We start from the raw sequence: 21,153 nt of genomic DNA, 5'->3' as shown, positions 1-21,153 counted from the left end.
GGAGGACATTTAAAATGATCGAAATTAAAGTACCTGAGCTTGCAGAATCTATTACTGAAGGAACTATCTCACAATGGCTTATCAACGTAGGCGACAAAGTTGAGAAAGGTGGCAGCGTTGTTGAGCTTGAAACTGATAAAGTCAATGTAGAAATCATTGCAGAAGATTCAGGTATTGTATCGAAGTTACTAGGCGAACCTGGGGATACAGTTGAAGTTGGCGCAACTATCGCAATTTTAGACGCAAACGGAGCACCAGTTGCAGTAAGTACACCTGCACCGTTGGCTGAGCAACCAAAACAAGAAACAACTGAAGCACCAAAAGCTGCGGCACCAAGTGCTGAACAAACTGCAACTTTACAAGGTTTACCAAATACAAACCGTCCTATCGCATCACCAGCTGCTAGAAAAATGGCTCGTGAATTAGGAATCGACTTAAACGACGTACGTAGCACAGATCCACTTGGACGTGTGAGACCACACGATGTACAAGCTCATGCTGCAGCACCAAAAGAAGCACCAGCTGCTCCAAAAAGTCCAGCTCCTGCTCCAGTTGCAAAAACTGAATTCGAAAAACCAGTTGAGCGCGTGAAAATGTCCCGCCGCCGTCAAACAATTGCAAAACGTCTTGTAGAAGTTCAACAAACATCTGCAATGTTAACAACATTTAACGAAGTTGATATGACTGCAATCATGGAATTACGTAAAGAGCGTAAAGATGCTTTCGAGAAAAAACATGATGTACGTCTTGGTTTCATGTCATTCTTCACAAAAGCAGTTGTTGCAGCATTAAAACAATTCCCATTATTAAATGCTGAAATTCAAGGCGACGAGCTTATCATTAAAAAATTCTATGATATCGGTATTGCAGTAGCAGCTCCAGATGGATTAGTTGTTCCAGTTGTACGCGATGCGAACCAATTAAACTTCGCTGAAATCGAAAGCGAAATTCGTGAATTAGGTAAAAAAGCACGTGATAACAAACTTTCACTAAAAGAACTGCAAGGTGGTACATTTACAATTACAAACGGTGGTGTGTTCGGTTCTCTAATGTCAACACCAATCCTAAACAGCCCACAAGTTGGTATTTTAGGAATGCACAAAATCCAAGTACGTCCAGTTGCAATCGATAACGAACGTATGGAAAACCGCCCAATGATGTACATCGCTTTATCTTACGATCACCGTATTGTTGATGGTAAAGAAGCAGTTAGCTTCCTTGTTGCTGTTAAAGATATGCTTGAAGATCCAAAATCATTATTATTAGAAGGTTGATAGATTTATAATCTATTACAAGCTGTAGAATATATCATTCTACAGCTTTTTTTATTGCATTCATACGGGACAAATCGCATGACATAAGGTAATAATGTATGCCTAAAAAGTAAGGAGGATTAAAATGAGTAACCTTCCAGCACATGCAAAACTAAAAGCAAATAAAGATACTTTCTTCCTCCCCGACTCAAACGGGGGTGTCTATTTTCGAAATAACGCCAGTTCATTTCGTATGGACGGTGACGGAATTTATAACTGGATTGAAAAATTAATGCCAATGTTTAATGGTAATTATTCTTTAGCAGAAATAACGGATGGTCTCCCTCTCCCCTATCAAAATCGTGTATTTGAAATTGGAGAGATTTTATATACAAATGGGTTTGTCCGTGATGTAAGTCAAGATGCACCTCATGAATTAAACAGTGCATTACTTGATAGATATGCTTCGCAAATTGAATTTCTAGAAGCAGATTCTCATTCAGGCGCTTTAAAATTCGAAACGTACCGCAATGCAAATGTACTTATAATCGGCTCTGGAGATATGCTTACTTCCTTAGTTTCTTCTTTATTAGAATCCGGATTACCTACTTTTCATTACCTTGTGACAGATTATGAAGAAACGAATTACGACCGTATTCACGAGCTAGTAGAACTTGCACATGAAGTAGATGATGCTGTACTTGTTCAAGAAATAGATACAACAATTGATCGTCCCCTGCATGAAGTGTTCGAGCCTTTCGACTGGATTTTATACGTTTCGCAAAATGGAGATATCGAAGGACTAAGAGCAGCTCACACGATTTGCAAGGAAGTAGGAAAGAACTTCATACCAGCCGTTTGTTTATCAACACTTGGTATAGCTGGTCCTGTCGTAATGGCTAATCGTGAAGAATGCTGGGAATCCGCATGGCATCGGCTACATGAAACGACTTTACAAAATGAAAATTCATCAGCCGCCTTCTCTCCTATTACATCTGCAATGCTAGCAAATATAATCGTTTTTGAATTATTTAAGCACGTTGCTAATGATTCTTACCGAGAAAAAGAACCTCAATTCTTTTTATTAAATTATGAAACACTCGAAGGAGCATGGCATCCTTTTATAAAACATCCTCTCGCCACTGATGAAAGTTTTACAATTGATACGATAGAAAACCTTTCTGAACAACTTGAGCATCGGTCTAACCAACATACCTCAACTGATTTATTCCGTTTTTTCGATTCATTAACTTCTAAAGAAACTGGTATATTCCATGTATGGGATGAACAAGATTTATATCAATTACCGTTATCACAATGCAATATTCAAGTAGCTACACCGCTATCAGATGGTCCAACTTCCCTCCTTCCTCTTATGACTTGCGCTGGTTTGACTCATAACGAAGCGCGCCGAGAAGCTGGTTTAACAGGAATTGAAACATATGTAGCAGAAATTATGCACCGCCTTATCCCTGAACATAACGATATCGGTATTGGCGCTGGAGAAACGATGACAGAGGGTGTATACCGGGCACTACAACAACATTTAAATCACAAATTGTATGAACGACAAGCACATATGCTAGAAGAAATTACGACGGTCGACTTAACGGACATTTATGATAAACATTGTAGATTTTATTACGATGCCCTCGCTACCATTCATGAAACACCTAAAATCGCAATGGGTGAAGAGATTCTCAGCTTTCCAGTCGTTTGGGTTGGTATACATGATCGATGGTATGGTGCATCTAATATTAATATGACGTTAGCGTTACGAAACGCACTACAACTATCGTTTCTTCATATTCAAAATGAAGAAACTCCTTACAGAGCTAATATCTTGCCGAAATCCTCTATTATTTTATATGACACGGATTCTTTTAGGTTAGAAATACAAGCAGAAGAAGAAATTCCAAGTACGCAATCTGTACAGCTTGCCCTGCAACATTTAGAAGAACATCATTTTTATCCATTCGTGTTTGATTTAGCGATTGAATCATTTTTGAAAGAAAACTTAGATGGTGTGTACGGGGTATTAATTGCAAAGGAGGACGGTCTATGACTCAAAATATATTACTTATAGGGGATGGCATTCTTGCAGACTATGTACATGATCGATTATGCAAACAATATTCCATCGTTCGCCAACATACAATTGCAGACGAACTCCCTGAAAATATCGATCTCGCTCTCGTATTACACGACGGCTCTCCTTCTACTATTCATCATGACGCTGAGCTAATTTTCCGTTCAAATCATATTCCGTGGCTACGTGGTTTTACTTCATTTGGTGAAGGTATTATCGGTCCTTATATTCATCCTCTTGCAGCAGGATGTACTCATTGTGCCGATGGACGACGCTTTATCGCTGGATTTGATCAAAAAGAGATGTGGGAGCTACAACGAAAATATGCGGTAAAAGAAGAAAACGTAACAAGGCGTGATGTACGTGCCACCCAAAATGGCATTCTGCAAATGTGCCATCTTATTTGCGCAGAAACAGAGAAAATATTAACTCATACTCATTCTTCTTTAGAAAATGAACTCATTTTACTAAACTTACAAACACTGCAATGTACGCGGCATTCTTTTCTTCCAGATCCGCTCTGTCCTGTATGTAGTAATTTGCCTGATGACACGGCAGATGCAGCAGCGATTTCATTACAACCGAGCTTAAAAACAAGTGATGCAACATATCGCTGTCGTTCCATTCATGAACTAAACACATTTTTAACGAAGGACTATTTAGATTACCGAGTCGGTATGTTGAACGGAAAAATGCAGCATTCTTTATTACCATTTGCTGACGTTATTATAAACATGCCATTAATGTTTGGAAATGAAGGGGTTGCAGGCCGAACTCTTTCATTTGCAATAAGTGAAGCAACTGCTATTTTAGAAGGTTTAGAGCGATATTGTGGTATGTCACCTCGAGGGAAAAAGACAAATGTGCATGCTAGTTTTCATGATGTAGAGGATCATGCACTAAATCCCCTTACGCTCGGTGTACATACAAATGAACACTATAATCGTGATGGTTTTCCATTTAAACCGTTTGACCCTGACTATGAACAAAACTGGGTATGGGGATATTCATTGTCACAAAACCGTCCAATTTTAGTTCCTGAATCAATCGCTTATTATAGCCTCGGTCATCGAGATGCTTACGTATATGAAACATCAAATGGATGTGCCATTGGTGGTAGTTTAGAAGAAGCAATTTTTCACGGTATTTTAGAAGTTGTAGAGCGTGACGCCTTTTTGCTCACTTGGTATGCCGAATTACCTCTTCCCCGCCTTGATCTTAGTTCAGCAAATGATACGGAATTACAATTAATGATTCAGCGGCTGTACACGATTACCGGTTATGAATTGCATGCTTTTAACGCAACGATGGAACACGGCATCCCAAGCTTATGGGTAATCGCGAAAAATACGCGTGAAAATGGAATGAACGTTGTTTGTGCTGGAGGCTCTCATTTGGACCCAATCCGCGCTTTAAAGAGTGCCATTCACGAAATAGCAGGTATGTTACTTATAACAGACGATGAACTCGAACAAAAAAGAGAGCACTACGAAAATTGCTTACAAGACCCTTATCTCGTAAATAAAATGGAAGACCATAGTATGCTGTACGGATTGAAAGAAGCAGAAGAACGTCTTCACTTCCTTTTACGCGGGGATGCTCCGGTGCAATCGTTCCAAGAAATGAACGGATTACAATCATTTGATCTCGATTTAACATCCGATCTTCATCAACTTTTAAACCGTCTAGGGCAAACCGGACTTGAAGTAATCGTTGTAGATCAAACAGTGCCTCTTATAGAAAAAAACGGATTGCATTGTGTAAAAGTCATTATTCCAGGCATGCTACCGATGACGTTCGGTCACCATCTCACTCGGATTACAGGACTGGATAGAGTGTATACTGTACCGATGACGCTTGGATATACCGCTGAGCCTTTAATGAATGAACAATTAAATCCACATCCGCATCCGTTTCCATAGTAAAGGAGGGATTCTATGCAGCTGGATACTTTTTTACATCATCTCCATTTTTCTATAGAAGAAATTATGCCGAATCATGAAGTGGACTGGGAAGATGCACCGCTTCCTTATAAACTATATCGAAATGTACCTATCATTCCTCTCTCTTTAGAAATCCCATTCTCTTTACCTAACTCTTCTACTACACCTACTTTGAAAGAGATTGGTCATTACCTTTGGTGTTCATTTGGTTTAACCCAGTTATGTCAGCTAAATAGCGAGAAAATTTTATTTCGAAGATCTATCCCTTCCGGCGGCGCTTTGTATCCAAATGAATTGTATATATATTTAAAAATTGACGATTATCCAGACGGCATTTACCATTACGACGCCGCGCATCACCGACTTATCTTACTTCGCGAAGGAAATTTTGATTCTTATATTACAGAAGCACTTGGCAATCGTTGTGACATACAGTCTTGTTTCGGTGCTGCATTCGTATCCACTATGTTTTGGAAAAACTACTTTAAATACAATAACTTTTCGTATCGGCTTCAAGGGTTAGATAGCGGTGTTCTCATCGGCCAATTACTGGAATGTGCCAAACAATTTGGTTACACAAATGGTGTATATTTTCAGTTTCTAGACCGTGCAATCAATCATTTACTCGGACTGTCAGAAGGAGAAGAAAGCGTGTATGCTGTCGTTCCTTTCAGTACAGAACCGCAATCTAATTGGTTTCACAATGATTACCGTGAACATAAAACAATTACTTCTCATGAGCTATTACAACAAATTCCGCCTTTAGCACATGAACATTTCGTTCGCTCAAAGCATGTAAATGAGTATCCGATGATAACAAAAATAAATGCAGCTTCTATGATCGAATCGACAGCACAGTTCCAAACACTAGCTCATGAAGAGCACTATCAACATCATGCGCACGCTGTACAACTGCCGAAAGTAGAGCGTTTATCTTATGATTTCTTACAACTTTGCCGAAAACGGTATTCCCCTGATGCTGACTTTATTTTAACAAAATGGGATGCAGCCGAGCTCGCTACTTTACTACAAGAAGCGAGCCTCTCCTTCCCTTATTACAATGACATTGATGGTCAGTATGTAAATGAAAATGTGCGCGTCTCATTATATGGATGTTTCTATAACGTAAAAGATATAGAAAACGGCGCTTACACTTATAACAGTAAAACACATTCCATACAATCACTTCGATATGGGGACCTTCGTTATCCCCTTCAATCTAGTATGACGATGGATAACGTAAACCTTTTTCAAGTACCACTTTGCTTACATGTAGTCGGAAAGAAAGATTACTATACAAATGCATTAGGCTATAGAGGGTACCGTATTCATCAAATGGAAGCAGGTATACTCGTTCACAAACTCGTTTTTGCAGCGACTGCGATGGGGATGGGCGGGCATCCTTTACTTAGTTTTGATACAAATTCATGTGATCAGTTGTACGGAATAGATGCTGGGAATGAAACGTCACTTATTCAAATTCCTGTTGGAGCGTATCGGGCGCGGAATTGGTTAAAAGGGGATTTGCGTATTTAGAAGCACGCCGCTCATCGGCGTGCTTTTTTTAAAGGACTTACTTAATAAAAAGAGAAGTGAGTATATATTCTTACATAAAAGGAGAGTTTAACTTGAGCATTTTACAACGATTAATCCAGCAAGCAAAAAATCCTCGGGGGACAATTGGTTCTTCCATGCTTTGTATTATGAACAGTGCACATACGAGACTAACCAATTGGGCATTACAAAAAGTATATATAAAGAAAGAGGCAATTATATTAGATATCGGTTGTGGCGGCGGTAAAACGATACACACTCTTTCAAAACGAACTCCACTTGGAAAAATATACGGGATTGATTACTCCTATCAAGCTGTAAAAAATTCGATACAGACGAATATAAAAGATGTTCAAAAACAAAAAGTCATTGTTCAACAAGCAAGCGTTTCTTCTATTCCCTATCATACAAACTTCTTCGATCTCATTACCGCTTTTCAAACACACTACTTCTGGCCTGATATGGAACAAGATATAAAAGAAGTATTTCGCGTCTTGCAACCGAAAGGATCCTTTTTATTAGTGGCTGAAACTTTCAAAATTCAATATCATATGGAGAAATGCAAAACGAATGAAGAATTAGTAAACCTATTTTATAAAACAGGATTTACAAGCGTGAAATGTTATGAAGAAAGAGGATGCCTTTGTGTAATAGGGACCAAGTAAAAAAACAGACCCTTTGAGGTCTGCTTTTTTTACTAGATTAATTTGAAAATGCTCTTTATTTGTCTCGCAAATAACCAGTTTTTCGTACCGTAGTTATCATTTAAACTATCTAAATTGATAGATTGTCCGTTAGCAAACTTTAATTCTAACGTTGTATTTTTATCGTTTGTTTTTAAGTTACTATGTGTAATAGCATCATACTTTAATTTTTCAATTTCAACATATTCGTCTTTTTCTTGTCCGATCACGACATGGTCTTGGAAGAAGAAAAATACTTCTACTTTCTTACCGAAACAAAATACATTTTTCGTATAAATTAATGTCGCATTATCAAGTCCGACGCATACTTCTTTCATCTCTTCAATAACGTGTCCAAAGTCTTCTTCCTGTCTTGCGTTTGATTCAGCAATCCATTCTTCGATTGTTTTCATGTTAATTGCCATACTGTGCCCCCTGGTTCGTTCATTGCTTTGTTTAAAAACTAAATACTATATGACAATATAAGCGATACGTACTATGTTTTCAAGGGTGAACGGTATATTCAAAATAAAGTTAAATTTCAAAGTAATATACTAGGAGCACCAATCTCATTGTATTTTAAACGTTTGCACGAGGCATTCTTCATCGTCGATTAACTGTATTTTCTCATCAAATTCGATGTTTAGCTCCCTATATACTTTCTTCCAAAAAGAAACAGCTGGTACATTTTTCACAAGTTCGATAACGAAATATTGCCCTCGTTTCTCTTTTAGTACATTCTTAATAACTTGTTTACCGATTCCTTTCCCCTTGTATTGATTCAATATGAAAATGTCATTTATACCAAAATCGTTTTCCTTCTTCAAAAATGGACGTTCCAGTAGTAATAAAAATCCTACAATCTCATTATCACTTTTAATAAAATACGGAGTGATTCCATCATTTCCCCAAAACATATGTAAATCTTCGTATTCAAAAAATCCATTTGCTTCAATTGTTATATTGGGTGTGAACTTAGAGAGGTCATGCAGATATAGTGCATATAAATTACGCAATATTTCTTTTTCTGATTCTTGAACAGTTTGAAGTGTTACAAACATTTTTAATAATCCCCTTCCCTATATGTAACTATTTCCCAACCCTCTTCATTCGACAAAAATGATGATTACCCTTTAACGAAAAAAATAGCACTTAAAAAGTGCTATTCCGCTCGTCTTGCCGCTTGCTGAATTGGATCCCAAACGCTGTTATATGGTGGTGCATAACTTAAGTCGACATCTTCTAAATCGTGAATGCTCATTTTATTGAAGAGTGCCATTGCGATCACATCAATCCGTTTATCTACACCTTCTTCTCCAATTACTTGTCCGCCTAATAATTGTTTCGTGTCAGAACGGTATAGTAATTTCAAGTAAAGTGGTTTCGCATTTGGATAATAGCCCGCCATATTTGTCGAATCTACTTTGACTGTTTTATACGGGATATGTAATCCTTTTGCTTCCTTTTCATTTAAGCCTGTTCTTGCGAGCGTCAAATTCATAAATTTAATAATGCCTGTACCCAACGTTCCTTTAAAAGCTCTTCGTTTATCCAGCATATTCAGTCCAGCAAGTCGCCCTTGTTTATTTGCAGTTGTTCCAATTGGAATATGATCATGAATTTCTTTTATAACGTGATAATGTGTCGCACAATCACCAGCTGCATATACGTCTTGCACATTCGTTTGCATATATGCATTTACCTCGATTGCCCCTTTATGATTTGTACGTATATTCGTTCCTTCAAGAAAATCAGTATTCGGCTTCACTCCGACAGATACTAGAACAAGATCCGCTTTATACGTACCTTTATCCGTTTCAACTGCTTCTACTCGTTCATTCCCTTTAAACGCTTTTACATTTTCATTCGTTAAAATTTCAATATGATGTTTATCTGCTTCTTTATGTATATATTCCGCCATATCTGCATCGTAAATTGTACCGATATGATCATTTCTCTCAATCATTCTTACTTTCTTACCAAGTTCGACGAAAGTTTCTGCCATCTCAAGTCCAATTGCACCGCCGCCAATAATGGTTACATCTTCAACTTTATTCGTTTCTAGCGTTTTTAATATGCGCTCAGCATCCGGAATTGTTTTTAAAAGATGAACACCTTGTAAATCTCGACCTTCCCATTCTGGCATAACAGGACGCACGCCAGTCGCAATTAATAAACGATCGTACGGAAATTCAAAGACATCTTTCGTCTTCGTATGCTCTGCGTACACAATTTTCTTTTCCGTATCTACTTTCGTTACTTCATGTCGTACTTTTGCATCAATCCCGTATTTATCACGAAACGTCTTTACATTACGCGCGATTAACTTTTCCGTTGAAGCGATAGCACCACTAATGACATACGGTAACCCACACTGCGCGTACGAATAAATTTCACCTTTTTCTAACGTCACAACATTTGCATTTTCATCGTTTCTAACAATTTGCATCGCTGCACTCATACCAGCTGCATCTCCGCCAATAATGACATAGTTCACTTTACCACTCCTTCTTTTTTACATACTCTTTACGTTTTCCATATTTTATAGAAATAACACCTACTTCTATTGTAAAGAAAGAGAATTTCATCTTCAAATTTAGTGCACAAACCTATGCCTAAATAGGTAACCGTCGTGCCTTATAAACAACATGTTTAATATGCTATAACAGTAACAATTGAAAGTAGGTGAAACATACATGTGCGCCGGCCTTCTCGCCCAGCTTCCAGATGAACCGCAAGAACCAAAAGAACCGAAACCCGCCGTCTCACTTGACCAAGAATTTTCCATTAATGCAACAATATATAGCGCTCGTGCTTGGTTATCTAACGATGATACATTTGCGCAAGATATTTGGAAAGCTACCCAATTCGCTTCAGCATCACATGCTGGCAAGTCCATCTTTCCAGTCGGTTCTGTTAAAATTATAAACTTCTCTGATGATACAATTACTGTTATTGCTTCACCAGAATCAGATCATGCGCTCAAAATAGTCGTCCCACCCCATTCCGAGGCAGCCCTAACGTCTGGTCCTTTATCACATATACAAGCTAGTACATCAGGAGGATCCAGTAAAGTCACATTTCTCTTTCACATCTTTTTCTCAAGGGATCCTGGTTCAGATAAATAACGATAAAAAGGTACAGTTATGCACTGTACCTTTTTATCGTGTTTATTCTCTTGATTTAATGAGTTCAACATTATAAGATTCAATATCCGTTAGCTCTCCTGTATAATACTTGTTTTCTCTATACCAAGACTGCTTTGAAAAATATGTCCATGCCTTGCGTATATTTCGTTTCTCTCTATTTTCAATTGTTCTTTCGATAAGTATGTTAAGTCCCCACTCGTTAATTTTCGGATATCAATATCAGGAAAGATGAAGCCATTATATATATACTGAGGTTTTGACAAAATTGAACACCGTCTTCAAAATGAGTGCCACACTTTGTACATACATTCATCCACCTTTTCGTTAGAAGCCAGTGAATCCCTGTGTAAAGGTTTGAATTATCGTGCTAATGTAAGACCACAGTACAATGAATGTTGCAATTCCAATTAAAACATTTGCGATAAGAAGTGTATAAATAAGGTCTAATCCGCCGTTATCTAGCTTTACTATAGCGACAATTATACTAATTGACATATACGTTGTAGCCAGCCCTAATAAGATTGGTAAGAAAAAGATTAATAAAAAGCTAAACAGAAAAGAAAGAACTAATATAGCAATAGCTGGCGTCGCTATCGTTCCCCACACACCGAATACTTCAAGAAATGAAAATGAAGATTTCATCATCTTTCCACTTACAAAAATAATAAATCCGACAAATAAAGTTAAAATTAGTAAAAATAAAAAGACAGTTATAGAGTCCCAAAAGAAATTAGGAGTCGTTATATCTGGTGCAAATGTTCTCGTAACAGCAGCTGCTGTGCTCATCATTCTATAAAAAATACATGCTCCTAAAAAACAAATAAGAACAAGACTTACAATTCCATTTCGTACTTCAATCTTGCCGCTTTTCATAATCGCTGTCGGTGCTTTGAAAGCATGTTTAAAAAACTGAAAATATCCACTCGCAAATCGCTTCGCTTGCTCTACCGTTTCATTTGTTCGAGTTTTCTTTGCTAAAGCTACGCGTTCCTGTTGCTCACCTTCACTCGCTACGGCTTCCTCCGTTAACGAATGTCCACAATTCCCGCAAAACTTTGCCTCTGCTCTATTTTCTGTATGACACGCCAGACATTTCATTCTCGCATTCCCCCCTTAAGCAGATACCGTATAGGGTGTTACAAATTCAATATATGACTTTGTACATAAAACATGACTACAAGAAAAAGATTCTGAAATCCTCCTTCTGAAAGAAAATATATGTGCTAGCAATCTTGAAAAAAAATGCTATTATGAAACAGAATAAATAATATTTTTAACAGATTGGATGAAAAACAATGGAATTGGTAAACTCAATTTTTCAAATACTCCTTACAAGCGTAATCCAATTATTTTCTTTAATTGGCGTTATCATTGTAATCGGATTTCTATTAGGCTATTTAGAATCACTAACACGGATGTATTGGTCGAGAGCATTTGGAAGAAAAGGATTCCTTTTGACTGCTTGGATTGGTGTTCCTATTCATGAACTTGGACATGCCATTATGTGCGTACTATTTCGTCATAAAATTGTAGCAACGCAGTTTTTCCCAACAGATACAAGCCAGGGCGCTTTAGGCTACGTACAACATCAATACAATCATAAAAGTGTATATCAACGAATTGGAAACTTCTTTATCGGCATCGGGCCTATTATTTCTGGTATTACCGCACTAATCCTTTTAATGCGCTATTTCGTACCAAATTCATATTTTTTATTTCATACAACTCTCGAAAAAACAATCACTTCTACTTCTATTAATGTAGAAATGGTTCAAAACATGCTCTTGTCGACGTTCGTATTATTGAAAAGTTTATTTACAATAAATAATGTATTGAATCCTTCCTTTTGGCTATTTTTATTTATCGCCATTTGTATTTCTGCACATATCGCTTTAAGCAAACCAGATATTCAAGGATCAATAGACGGTGTTATCGTCATGTTTATCGTGTTATTTTTATTCAACATCATAGCGGGATTGTTTCAGTATGATAGCAACCAACTAATTGGAAAAGTGATGAAGTATAATATGTACCTCATTGCGTTTTCTAGTGTAGCACTGCTGTTCTCTTGTATTTCTACACTTGTTAGTTTTGGGTTTTATAAAATAAGAGGAGGGCGTTCTTTTTGAACGCCCTCTTCTTCTCAATTATTCCTCTTATAATCACAATGCTCAACCGGCACACGAGCATGTCCCTCTTCATCGGTACACCATGACTGTGACTGGAAGGCAAGGAATATACCGATCCATTTTTCTTCCTTTTCAAAGTGAATGAGTATTCCTCCGTCTTGCCATATACCATTATCACCTTTCCATTTTTCTACATTCCCTTGATTCATGTGAATATCATGTATCCCGTTTCCTGGTTCGAAATGAAAGTAAGAATCGGGTGTATTTTCTTCTGGTCCCCATCTTTCACCGAACGCGTAAATAATTGCTTTTTCTTCTATTGCTTGTTTTATATAACGTTCTATTTTTTCATTTAAATCATTATCCACTCCTGCTTTTTCAGCAGGTAAAGGAATCATTTGCTTGGAATCAAATAAATTACCTCTTACGTAGTCTAAAGCTACTTTCGGTTCATTGTTTTTTATTTCTGTAAAACCAAATGGTAATGTTGGTAAAATATGAATCGCTTCTGACCGAATATTGTCGCTTGCAAAATATAAAACTTCTGACGGATAACTTTGCGACTTTACGTTAATTGCAATACGATAATCTACTTCTGCTTCACCTTGTAAATGAACTTGATAATGAGGAGTTTTCCCTTTTCCGATTTTAGATTGTATAACTGTACCTTTTAACACGCCGTAGTTTTTTAGGGGCATACATTTCATCTCCTATTCATTTAATAGAAGCTATTCATGTTTAAAACATTATCCACTCATAACAAAAATCCTCCTATGTCAGGAGGATTTTTAATTTCTCAACATATACCAAACAACAACCTCTACCACTATAAGCAACACCGCACCAAAAATCATTAACGTCGTCTTCTTTAATAGTTCATTTTCACGATACGGAATGTTACATAAATACGCACCTAGTGTAATCCGTGACGGGCAAGCGATCGTCGCTACTGATGATGCGGTGTTTTGCAATGTTGTGACGTATTGCCACGGGAGTGCTACATTTTGCGCCGTTTGCATTTGTAGTTTTATGAACATCGCATTTGAGCCTGCATTACTACCTGTTAAAAAGCCACCGATACCACCGATAAACGGAGCAACGAAAACGAAAAATGTTCCAAATGTTTCACCAGCCGTTTTTGCAAGTAATGAATGCATGCCAGATGCACCCATTAATTCTGAAATGGCGATAAACATTGTCGTCGTAATCGCAAAAGGAATCCATTGTTTGATCGTTTGTGAGAGTGATTGTTTAATAATATTAGACGGGATGCGGAAGAAAATAATAGTAAATAAGCAAGTCATACCGAGCCAAAATCCTGGTGAATATAGTAACTCTAGTTTGTAAGAGTATGATTTCAAATCAAGAACCGCATATGATCTGAACAAATCATGTAATGCTGGAACGAGGCGAGAAAGTAAAATACAAACTGTTAGAAATATATAAGGGCTAATAATTTTTATAATAGATACTTCTCTCTCCGTTGCAGCCGCATGCTCTGTTATAAGATTTTGCCCACTTTTTCCTTTTAATTTAATGATAAGAAAGCCAAATGTAATCGTAATGATAGAACTTAGTATACCTGCTAGTTCAACACTTACGTATGCGTTAGAAAGATAGATTCCGAGAGAAAATAATAGAAAGAAACTGAATCCTTCCTTCCACTTTTCAATAACCGCCTGCCAGCCGCCAACAACGTGTAAAGAAAGAATGACGAAATAAGCAAACATCGGGATACTTAATAGCGCTGTATTTGTACCGAGTGTTGTAAGCGGCATATTGATAAGTTGCGAACCGATAATCGTACCAGTTGCCATTGCCCCCCATGAACTAGCTAGTAAGCCGATAAACGAGAGCAGTACAGCTTGGAACGGTTTATAACCTAATGAAAGAAAAATAGGTGCTGCAACCATAAAACCAATTCCGAATCCACTTACCGATTCAATTAGTGGGCAAATACCAAAGCACATAAGAAGCATTTGTAATAAACGATCTTGCGTCACTTCTTCTAAAAAACGCGCTACTTGGTCGATGTACCCCATTTTGTTCATGAGGTGAAATAAAAAAATACCGAAAAATAAAACGTACCCGACAATAAAACAAATTAACCATCCTTTAATCGTTGCGTGCACAGTTTCACTTATCCCTAATTGAAATGTTGGCGAGAGTAAAACGATTCCAACACATACCGCATAAGAAATTAACGAGGATCTTAATGACGTTTGTTTCAATAAAAATAAGCAAATGAAAATCATCATAATTGGGATAAGTGCCAAAAATATGGCCATGTTATCATCTCATTTCGTTTAAAATACAATTTTCAACTATTATATAACAGATTCACAAAAGAAGACGAGTGATTAAACATATTATAATGAAAGAGATTATTTATTATGTATCCCCTGTTAAAAGAACATATATTAGTTTTTGAGACAAAGAAGTAACTCACAGCAAAAGGGTTATTGAGGTCAGTTGACCGAGTACAAAAATTTCAGGAAGGAAGATTTGTGTATAAGAGTTAATACCAGAATATAGGAAAAGGTACATATGGGTAGATAAAGAAGGTATTTTTGCGATAATGCATTAAGTATTTGGATTATACAGAGGCCAGTAGGAACACATAGAAAACATACTGTTATGCATTAAAGTAATATTTCTTATATATATACAAGAAACTAGGAAAGATCTCAAACGTATGAGACTAGAAGAGTTTGTAAGTTGGTTGCAACGTCCCTATAAAAACACAATTGAATAATTTATTACTACAGCTATTCATGAAAAAGTTAGGTGTTATAGTATAAGGGTACCGAAAAAGCCCATTTTATAAGAAAAAAGAGACTTTTGATAAAAATTCTTGTTTTTTTAATTAATTACTTTTTCAGTCCCTCTATAGTACTTGGAACATTTTATTTTTTTGATTTCAACAAGAACGTTTCTTCATTCTTACCATTCCATTTAATGGTAACTTTTATACTCTCCTTTTTATCAGTTGCCATACATCCCTGACAATTAGATGATAAAAAAATAGTTGCCCCCTTATGAATCTCTACCTTTTTAGAAGTCTGTTCAAATTTACTGCTAATACTAATTTCTAAATTCTCAAATTTTGTATCTTTATCACCATTCTTATAATGAAAATCATAATTCCCATGTTCTTCATTCCCATCAATGTTTACTGAATATCTTCCTGCCCAATGTTGACTTTCTCCAGAAAAAACACTGTATTCTTTTGAGCAGCTTCCTAAAATGGGAATAAAAATTAATAAAAAAGCAATTAATTTTTTCAATGTTTTCCTCCTATAATCACAATTTTTTCTATGCCTATATAAGTTGTTGAAAAACAATCTTCCAATTTAATATTTAATTCTATATAGTAAAACAATCCCCTTCTATTTTAAGAGGATTGTTTTACTATATATTTGTATAATATTAAAAGTTATTTGACCAACTAAATTGCCAAGAAGAACCCCCTCGTTTAATTGTTACATATTGTCCAGCCCCTACATACGCTTGTCCAGCTCCTGATGTAATAGTTGATACTTTTGGCCATGAAGGTGCCGTGTAGTTAAATGTAAGACCTCCTGGGTAGTAATCTTGTTGCTTCATCACTGCCCCATTTACACCAACTCCAGATTGGTTTAATCTCACACGTCTGTTTGGTATAGTGTAACTACTATCTGCTATTTGCCAACCACCTTGTACACTTGAAAGAGATATCCATCCTGATGTTTCATTTATATAGAGTCTACTATAAGCTTTCAAACCACCAGTGTCATCCCATTTTTCTCTATATTTATCTGCTAAAGCGACAATACCTTTTTTAGAATCATTCTCAGCCTCTTGGATAACAGCAAGATTAGTAACAACATATGTCTTGCTTTTCGTTCCGTCTGCATAAGTTATTTCTTCGAGTAATTGAGAAGTTTGATAATCGTCAGCGTTTAATGTATTTGATGTGCTTTCGCTAATAGCAACTCCTTGTTGGATTGGGGTGATTTTCGCTTCTGATTTAAATTTTAGACTGTCTTTAAAATCTTGTTTATTGATTTTTGCTCTCTCATATAATACGTTTAAATCTGTAATTTCATCATATTTCTTAACATCTTTAATTTTAGATTCCCCAGTAGTTTTTTTAATCGCTGGAGCATCTTGTGTTTGAGCTAAGCTAGAAGTAGGAGCAATGAAACTAGTAAAACCAATTGATAAAGCTAGACTTGCATAAAACAAACCTTTAGTTTTCTTCATAGTATTCCTCCCTAATTATAATAGTTTTGCCACAAACCCATTATATGTAATTTTTTCAAACAAAACAACAATATGTAATTAATTGGAATATAATAATTACATATACATTTATGCTACTATCTATTTAATTATTTTAAATGATAAACAATCACTTAAAAATTAACGGAATTTTTGCTTACAAAATTTGTTTTCACGTATGGAAAACAAATTTATTGTCAATCTGCATTGCAGCTATAATAGTAAATCCTATGTATATAAGAAATCCAAATTCAGTTTTAAAAATCATATCAAAATAAAATATCTTAATAACATAGGCTCCTTTTTTGAGTACACAACAATTTATCTATTATTCTCAAAAACCGTCTGCTGCCCAATTATTTTGTCTAACACAACAAACACAATATAAGCACATATGACTTGCAATACAACATCCCCAAATTTTATTAATTCAAATGAATGGATACATCCAAATAATTCATTTAATAATACAATCGAAACGATACTAAATAATTCTATACTAATCGAAAATATACATATTTCTAAAATAGATTGCTCTTGAATGCGATTTAAGTTTGAAAAGATGAATACATATCCTAAAAATAGAGCCATCAACTCTATTTTTGTCATGCTAATGAGCCAAGCGTATAGTGGTACAGTTAGAAGTAGATATAATAGTTTCCGTCTTAGCATGCTTTCTCACCCTCTAAATTATATGTATTTTCTGTATATTTTAACATTTATTACAGAAAACAAAAAGAAGAGACTTATGCCTCTTCTTTTTGTTTTGTTGCCTGTATGAATTCACATATTTCTTCTCGTTTTTCATTTTCTAACAGTTCAATAATTTTACTTCCAACGACAACCCCGTCACATATTGTAATCATTTCTTCTACATGTTCCTTTGTTGAAATACCGAACCCTGCCACTACCGGTAAATGCGTATGTGATTTTACTTTTTCTAAGTAACTATGAATCTCCTCTTTAAAGTTTTGACGTACGCCTGTTACGCCTGCTACTGTAACAGCGTAGACGAACCCTCCTGATTCACTCGTAATTTTCTCGATTCGCTCAATTGGGCTCGTAACGGTAACGAGTGGGATTAAAGCGATATTTGCAGTTCGGAGAAGCGGTGCAATAATGTCTTGTTCTTCATACGGTAAATCCGGAACGATAATACCGTCTACCCCTGCTTCCATACAGTTCTCGATAAATCGTTCTTTCCCGAATGCAAGTACTGGATTTAAATATGTCATGAGTACAAACGGAATTTGCACTTCTTTCCTTACCTCTATTAATGCTTGAAAAATGCCTTTTACTGTTACACCGCTATCTAGCGCTCGTTTCCCTGCTCTTTGAATCGTCGGGCCGTCTGCGACTGGATCTGAAAACGGGATGCCGATTTCAACGATGCTTGCTCCCGCTTCGTCTAGAAAACGAATTCTTTCTTTTAATTTTTCAAGGCCACCATCTCCGCCCATTACGTACGGAATAAATGCTTTCTTGCCATTTTCAAATGCTGCTTTCATTTTTTCTACTCCCATTGTTTACACCTCTTCCATATAACGTTTTATACTCTCTACATCTTTATCACCGCGGCCAGATAAACAAATGACAAGCCCTTCGTCTTTCTTCATTTGCGGCGCTAATTTTAAAGCGTACGCGACAGCATGCGAGCTTTCTAACGCCGGGATAATTCCTTCTTTTTTCGTTAATAATTGAAATGCTTCTAACGCTTCATCATCAGTAATGGAATGATAAGAAACGCGGCCAATATCTTTTAGCAAGCTATGTTCTGGCCCAACACCAGGGTAATCAAGTCCCGCCGAAATAGAGTGAGCTTCTTGAATTTGTCCTTCTTCATTTTGCAGAAGATACATCATCGATCCGTGGAGAACGCCAACGCTTCCTTTCGTTAAAGTAGCTGCATGCTTTTCTGTATGAACTCCTTTCCCTGCTGCTTCTACGCCGTAAAGAGCAACTTCTTCATCGTGTACGAACGGATAAAACATTCCCATCGCATTACTACCACCACCAATACAAGCAACGACTGCTTCTGGTAACTTTCCTTCTAACGCTTCATATTGTTTTTTCGTTTCTTTCCCAATTACACTTTGGAAATCACGGACAATTTGCGGGAATGGATGTGGCCCGAGAACAGATCCCATAATGTAGTGCGTATCATGCACATGTGAAACCCAGTATCGAAGCGCCTCGTTTACCGCATCTTTTAATGTACCGCTACCTGCTGCTACACTTTCTACTTTCGCTCCGAGTAATTCCATTCGGAACACATTTAATTTTTGACGTCTTACATCTTCTTCTCCCATAAAAATGACGCATTCTAAACCGAGAAGGGCACATACAGTAGCTGTTGCGACTCCGTGTTGTCCAGCTCCTGTTTCAGCGACAACTTTTTTCTTTCCCATTCGCACCGCAAGAAGTGCCTGACCAATTGTATTGTTAATTTTATGAGCTCCTGTATGGTTCAAATCTTCACGTTTTAAATAAATCTTTGCACCTCCGCAATACTCCGTCATATTCTCAGCGAAATAAAGCGGTGTTTCTCTTCCGACATACGTTTTTAAATAATGATTTAATTCCTTTTGAAACTCTTCATCTTCCATTGCCTCTTTATATGCTTCTTCTAGTTCTAATACAGATTGCATTAACGTTTCTGGAACGTATCGTCCTCCGTATATACCGTAGTGACCTTTTTCATCTGGATATGCGTAGTTCATTTAGAACACTCCTTCGCTTTTATAATAAATTGTTTTATTTTCTCTACATCTTTCTTTCCTTCTGTCTCTACTCCGCTGCTCACATCGACCATATATGGCCGAACAGTTCGAATTGCTTCTTCTATATTAAGAGTGTTTAATCCACCAGCTAATATCGTTTTCTCTCGTAATTCTTTTGGCATATGCGCAAGTAACTCCCAAGAAAATGTCTTTCCATTTCCTCCGTGAAACTTTTCTTTCGGACTATCAAACAATATATAATCCGTTTCATATGCTTGAGCATTTCTCATATCGGCCTCTGAAGTTATTCCGAGTGCTTTTATAGACGGAATATTCAATCTTCTAATCTGATGATTATCTTCATCCCCATGTAGTTGTACATGTGTTAACCCGCATTCATCTGCAATTATCTGGATTACTTCTACTGATTCATTTACGAAAACACCGATTTTTAACACGTTGGCTGGAAGTTCCTGAATGATTTCTTTCGCTAGCCCTGGAGTAATTTTCCGCTTACTTTCTGCAAAAACAAATCCGATTGCATCAGCTCCGTATTCGCAAGCACGTTTTGCTGTTTCCATATCAGTGATCCCGCAAATTTTCACTTTCATATGTTCACCTTACAATCTTCAAAAAAGGTATGAATAGAAGACGATGTCATAAGCGCTTCTCCAACTAGTACACCTTTTGCCCCAGCTCGTTTAACGCGGATCATGTCTTCTTTTGAATGAACCCCGCTCTCACTAATCCAAAGTAATTTCTCCTCATTTAATCGTTTTCCAAGCTTTTCTGTTTGACTTAAATCGACTTCGAATGTTTTTAAATTACGGTTGTTAATACCAATAACGTGCGGATTTAATTGGATTGCAATTTCTAATTCCTGTTCATCATGAACTTCAACAATCGCTTCTAATCCTTTTTCTAGTAAGTAGCTATACAACTCTTTTAATTTCTCTTTCGTTAACGCCGCTACGATTAGTAAAATAATATCTGCACCAGCTTCATACGCTCTATCAATTTGAATCTTATCGATTATGAAATCTTTACATAAAAGCGGAATGCTACTTTCTTCTCTTGCCGTTTGTAAATCATAAAATGATCCTTTAAAAAATTGACCGTCTGTTAAAACAGAAACTGCACCAGCGCCGCATTCTTCATATGCCTTCACTTGTTTTCGTACATCAACATGTAAATTAATATCTCCTTTTGATGGTGATGCTCGCTTTACTTCTGCAATGACAGTAAATTGCTCTAGAGCCTTTACAAGTGAGCGCGTTTTTCTTTTTTCTTTTACTGGTGTATATGTTTCATATAATGCCGCAACTTCCTTTTTCTTTTGATCTACAATTTTGTCTAAAATCGTCCCCACT

The 21,153-nt window shown here is 36.7% G+C and carries 20 protein-coding genes and 1 pseudogene; 7 read left to right on the top strand and 14 right to left on the bottom strand.

What is annotated here, in order from left to right; translation table 11 throughout:
* Positions 1-14: 14 nt before the first annotated feature.
* From odhB to PQF83_RS01090, 5 genes are all read left to right on the top strand, one after another.
* Positions 15-1,274, top strand: coding sequence for a 2-oxoglutarate dehydrogenase complex dihydrolipoyllysine-residue succinyltransferase (gene odhB, locus PQF83_RS01110; protein ID WP_000569916.1), 1,260 nt, complete (start codon positions 15-17; stop codon positions 1,272-1,274).
* Between the two features lie 124 nt (positions 1,275-1,398).
* Positions 1,399-3,318: a putative thiazole-containing bacteriocin maturation protein gene (locus PQF83_RS01105; protein WP_000067622.1), complete on the top strand. Its 1,920-nt coding sequence runs from the start codon at positions 1,399-1,401 to the stop codon at positions 3,316-3,318.
* Positions 3,315-5,264: a TOMM precursor leader peptide-binding protein gene (locus PQF83_RS01100; RefSeq protein ID WP_000192974.1), complete on the top strand. Its 1,950-nt coding sequence runs from the start codon at positions 3,315-3,317 to the stop codon at positions 5,262-5,264. The genes PQF83_RS01105 and PQF83_RS01100 overlap by 4 nt, the downstream gene beginning before the upstream one ends.
* Positions 5,265-5,279: 15 nt before the next feature.
* Positions 5,280-6,821, top strand: a complete 1,542-nt coding sequence (locus tag PQF83_RS01095; RefSeq protein WP_001175558.1) for a SagB family peptide dehydrogenase — start codon at positions 5,280-5,282, stop codon at positions 6,819-6,821.
* A gap of 92 nt (positions 6,822-6,913) precedes the next feature.
* Positions 6,914-7,504, top strand: coding sequence for a class I SAM-dependent methyltransferase (locus PQF83_RS01090; RefSeq protein ID WP_000025739.1), 591 nt, complete (start codon positions 6,914-6,916; stop codon positions 7,502-7,504).
* A 32-nt stretch (positions 7,505-7,536) separates the two neighbouring features.
* Here PQF83_RS01090 and PQF83_RS01085 read toward each other — a convergent pair whose 3' ends face one another.
* The 3 genes from PQF83_RS01085 to PQF83_RS01075 form a co-directional block, all read right to left on the bottom strand.
* Positions 7,537-7,947: a DUF3908 family protein gene (locus PQF83_RS01085; protein WP_000996789.1), complete on the bottom strand. Its 411-nt coding sequence runs from the start codon at positions 7,945-7,947 to the stop codon at positions 7,537-7,539.
* A 144-nt stretch (positions 7,948-8,091) separates the two neighbouring features.
* Entirely contained in the window at positions 8,092-8,583 is a 492-nt protein-coding gene (locus PQF83_RS01080; protein WP_000498238.1) for a GNAT family N-acetyltransferase, read from the bottom strand.
* 101 nt (positions 8,584-8,684) lie between these two features.
* Positions 8,685-10,019 (bottom strand): FAD-dependent oxidoreductase, encoded by a 1,335-nt coding sequence (locus PQF83_RS01075; protein ID WP_001110208.1) that lies wholly within the window; start codon positions 10,017-10,019, stop codon positions 8,685-8,687.
* 199 nt (positions 10,020-10,218) lie between these two features.
* Between PQF83_RS01075 and PQF83_RS01070 the strand changes: the two genes are divergently transcribed.
* Entirely contained in the window at positions 10,219-10,650 is a 432-nt protein-coding gene (locus tag PQF83_RS01070) for a hypothetical protein (RefSeq protein ID WP_000332405.1), read from the top strand.
* A 42-nt stretch (positions 10,651-10,692) separates the two neighbouring features.
* Here PQF83_RS01070 and PQF83_RS01065 read toward each other — a convergent pair.
* Together PQF83_RS01065 and PQF83_RS01060 are read right to left on the bottom strand one after the other, a co-directional pair.
* A pseudogene (locus tag PQF83_RS01065) lies at positions 10,693-10,919 on the bottom strand (YARHG domain-containing protein); the annotation flags it as partial.
* A gap of 76 nt (positions 10,920-10,995) precedes the next feature.
* Positions 10,996-11,769: a zinc ribbon domain-containing protein gene (locus tag PQF83_RS01060; RefSeq protein WP_000649876.1), complete on the bottom strand. Its 774-nt coding sequence runs from the start codon at positions 11,767-11,769 to the stop codon at positions 10,996-10,998.
* Positions 11,770-11,966: 197 nt separating this feature from the next.
* Here PQF83_RS01060 and PQF83_RS01055 point away from each other — a divergent pair, with 197 nt between their 5' ends.
* Positions 11,967-12,800: a hypothetical protein gene (locus PQF83_RS01055; protein WP_000424508.1), complete on the top strand. Its 834-nt coding sequence runs from the start codon at positions 11,967-11,969 to the stop codon at positions 12,798-12,800.
* A 14-nt stretch (positions 12,801-12,814) separates the two neighbouring features.
* Here the strand turns inward: PQF83_RS01055 and PQF83_RS01050 are convergent, their stop codons facing one another.
* The 9 genes from PQF83_RS01050 to trpC form a co-directional block, all read right to left on the bottom strand.
* The gene (locus PQF83_RS01050) at positions 12,815-13,498 is read right to left on the bottom strand and encodes a DUF2278 family protein (protein ID WP_001128586.1); all 684 of its coding nucleotides are present in this window, start codon (positions 13,496-13,498) and stop codon (positions 12,815-12,817) included.
* A 90-nt stretch (positions 13,499-13,588) separates the two neighbouring features.
* Complete coding sequence (locus PQF83_RS01045) at positions 13,589-15,088, bottom strand: L-lactate permease (protein WP_000974169.1); 1,500 nt, start codon at positions 15,086-15,088, stop codon at positions 13,589-13,591.
* 618 nt (positions 15,089-15,706) lie between these two features.
* Positions 15,707-16,087: a hypothetical protein gene (locus tag PQF83_RS01040; protein ID WP_000733134.1), complete on the bottom strand. Its 381-nt coding sequence runs from the start codon at positions 16,085-16,087 to the stop codon at positions 15,707-15,709.
* Between the two features lie 142 nt (positions 16,088-16,229).
* The gene (locus PQF83_RS01035; protein ID WP_000751438.1) at positions 16,230-17,045 is read right to left on the bottom strand and encodes a hypothetical protein; all 816 of its coding nucleotides are present in this window, start codon (positions 17,043-17,045) and stop codon (positions 16,230-16,232) included.
* A 339-nt stretch (positions 17,046-17,384) separates the two neighbouring features.
* Positions 17,385-17,735 (bottom strand): DUF4029 domain-containing protein, encoded by a 351-nt coding sequence (locus tag PQF83_RS01030; RefSeq protein ID WP_000946143.1) that lies wholly within the window; start codon positions 17,733-17,735, stop codon positions 17,385-17,387.
* 74 nt (positions 17,736-17,809) lie between these two features.
* Complete coding sequence (gene trpA, locus PQF83_RS01025; protein ID WP_000537856.1) at positions 17,810-18,586, bottom strand: tryptophan synthase subunit alpha; 777 nt, start codon at positions 18,584-18,586, stop codon at positions 17,810-17,812.
* 3 nt (positions 18,587-18,589) lie between these two features.
* A complete protein-coding gene (gene trpB, locus PQF83_RS01020) occupies positions 18,590-19,783 on the bottom strand; it encodes a tryptophan synthase subunit beta (RefSeq protein WP_001105009.1) in 1,194 nt (397 codons plus the stop codon).
* Positions 19,780-20,394: an N-(5'phosphoribosyl)anthranilate isomerase gene (gene trpF / locus PQF83_RS01015; protein ID WP_000865096.1), complete on the bottom strand. Its 615-nt coding sequence runs from the start codon at positions 20,392-20,394 to the stop codon at positions 19,780-19,782. The genes trpB and trpF overlap by 4 nt, the downstream gene beginning before the upstream one ends.
* A complete protein-coding gene (gene trpC / locus PQF83_RS01010) occupies positions 20,391-21,152 on the bottom strand; it encodes an indole-3-glycerol phosphate synthase TrpC (RefSeq protein ID WP_000536685.1) in 762 nt (253 codons plus the stop codon). Before trpC ends, trpF begins: the two co-directional genes overlap by 4 nt.
* Position 21,153 lies beyond the last annotated feature (1 nt).

The sequence above is a fragment of the Bacillus sp. FF-1 genome, from assembly GCF_028548245.1.
GTDB lineage: Bacteria > Bacillota > Bacilli > Bacillales > Bacillaceae_G > Bacillus_A > Bacillus_A paranthracis.
This window is presented reverse-complemented; position numbering and strand designations above follow the sequence as displayed.

Coding starts and splice junctions, on each gene's coding strand:
- odhB (WP_000569916.1), top strand. CDS start 15: ATGATCGAAATTAAAGTACCTGAGCTTGCAGAATCTATTACTGAAGGA.
- PQF83_RS01105 (WP_000067622.1), top strand. CDS start 1,399: ATGAGTAACCTTCCAGCACATGCAAAACTAAAAGCAAATAAAGATACT.
- PQF83_RS01100 (WP_000192974.1), top strand. CDS start 3,315: ATGACTCAAAATATATTACTTATAGGGGATGGCATTCTTGCAGACTAT.
- PQF83_RS01095 (WP_001175558.1), top strand. CDS start 5,280: ATGCAGCTGGATACTTTTTTACATCATCTCCATTTTTCTATAGAAGAA.
- PQF83_RS01085 (WP_000996789.1), bottom strand. CDS start 7,947: ATGGCAATTAACATGAAAACAATCGAAGAATGGATTGCTGAATCAAAC.
- PQF83_RS01080 (WP_000498238.1), bottom strand. CDS start 8,583: ATGTTTGTAACACTTCAAACTGTTCAAGAATCAGAAAAAGAAATATTG.
- PQF83_RS01070 (WP_000332405.1), top strand. CDS start 10,219: ATGTGCGCCGGCCTTCTCGCCCAGCTTCCAGATGAACCGCAAGAACCA.
- PQF83_RS01060 (WP_000649876.1), bottom strand. CDS start 11,769: ATGAAATGTCTGGCGTGTCATACAGAAAATAGAGCAGAGGCAAAGTTT.
- PQF83_RS01055 (WP_000424508.1), top strand. CDS start 11,967: ATGGAATTGGTAAACTCAATTTTTCAAATACTCCTTACAAGCGTAATC.
- PQF83_RS01050 (WP_001128586.1), bottom strand. CDS start 13,498: ATGCCCCTAAAAAACTACGGCGTGTTAAAAGGTACAGTTATACAATCT.
- PQF83_RS01045 (WP_000974169.1), bottom strand. CDS start 15,088: ATGGCCATATTTTTGGCACTTATCCCAATTATGATGATTTTCATTTGC.
- PQF83_RS01035 (WP_000751438.1), bottom strand. CDS start 17,045: ATGAAGAAAACTAAAGGTTTGTTTTATGCAAGTCTAGCTTTATCAATT.
- PQF83_RS01030 (WP_000946143.1), bottom strand. CDS start 17,735: ATGCTAAGACGGAAACTATTATATCTACTTCTAACTGTACCACTATAC.
- trpA (WP_000537856.1), bottom strand. CDS start 18,586: ATGGGAGTAGAAAAAATGAAAGCAGCATTTGAAAATGGCAAGAAAGCA.
- trpB (WP_001105009.1), bottom strand. CDS start 19,783: ATGAACTACGCATATCCAGATGAAAAAGGTCACTACGGTATATACGGA.
- trpF (WP_000865096.1), bottom strand. CDS start 20,394: ATGAAAGTGAAAATTTGCGGGATCACTGATATGGAAACAGCAAAACGT.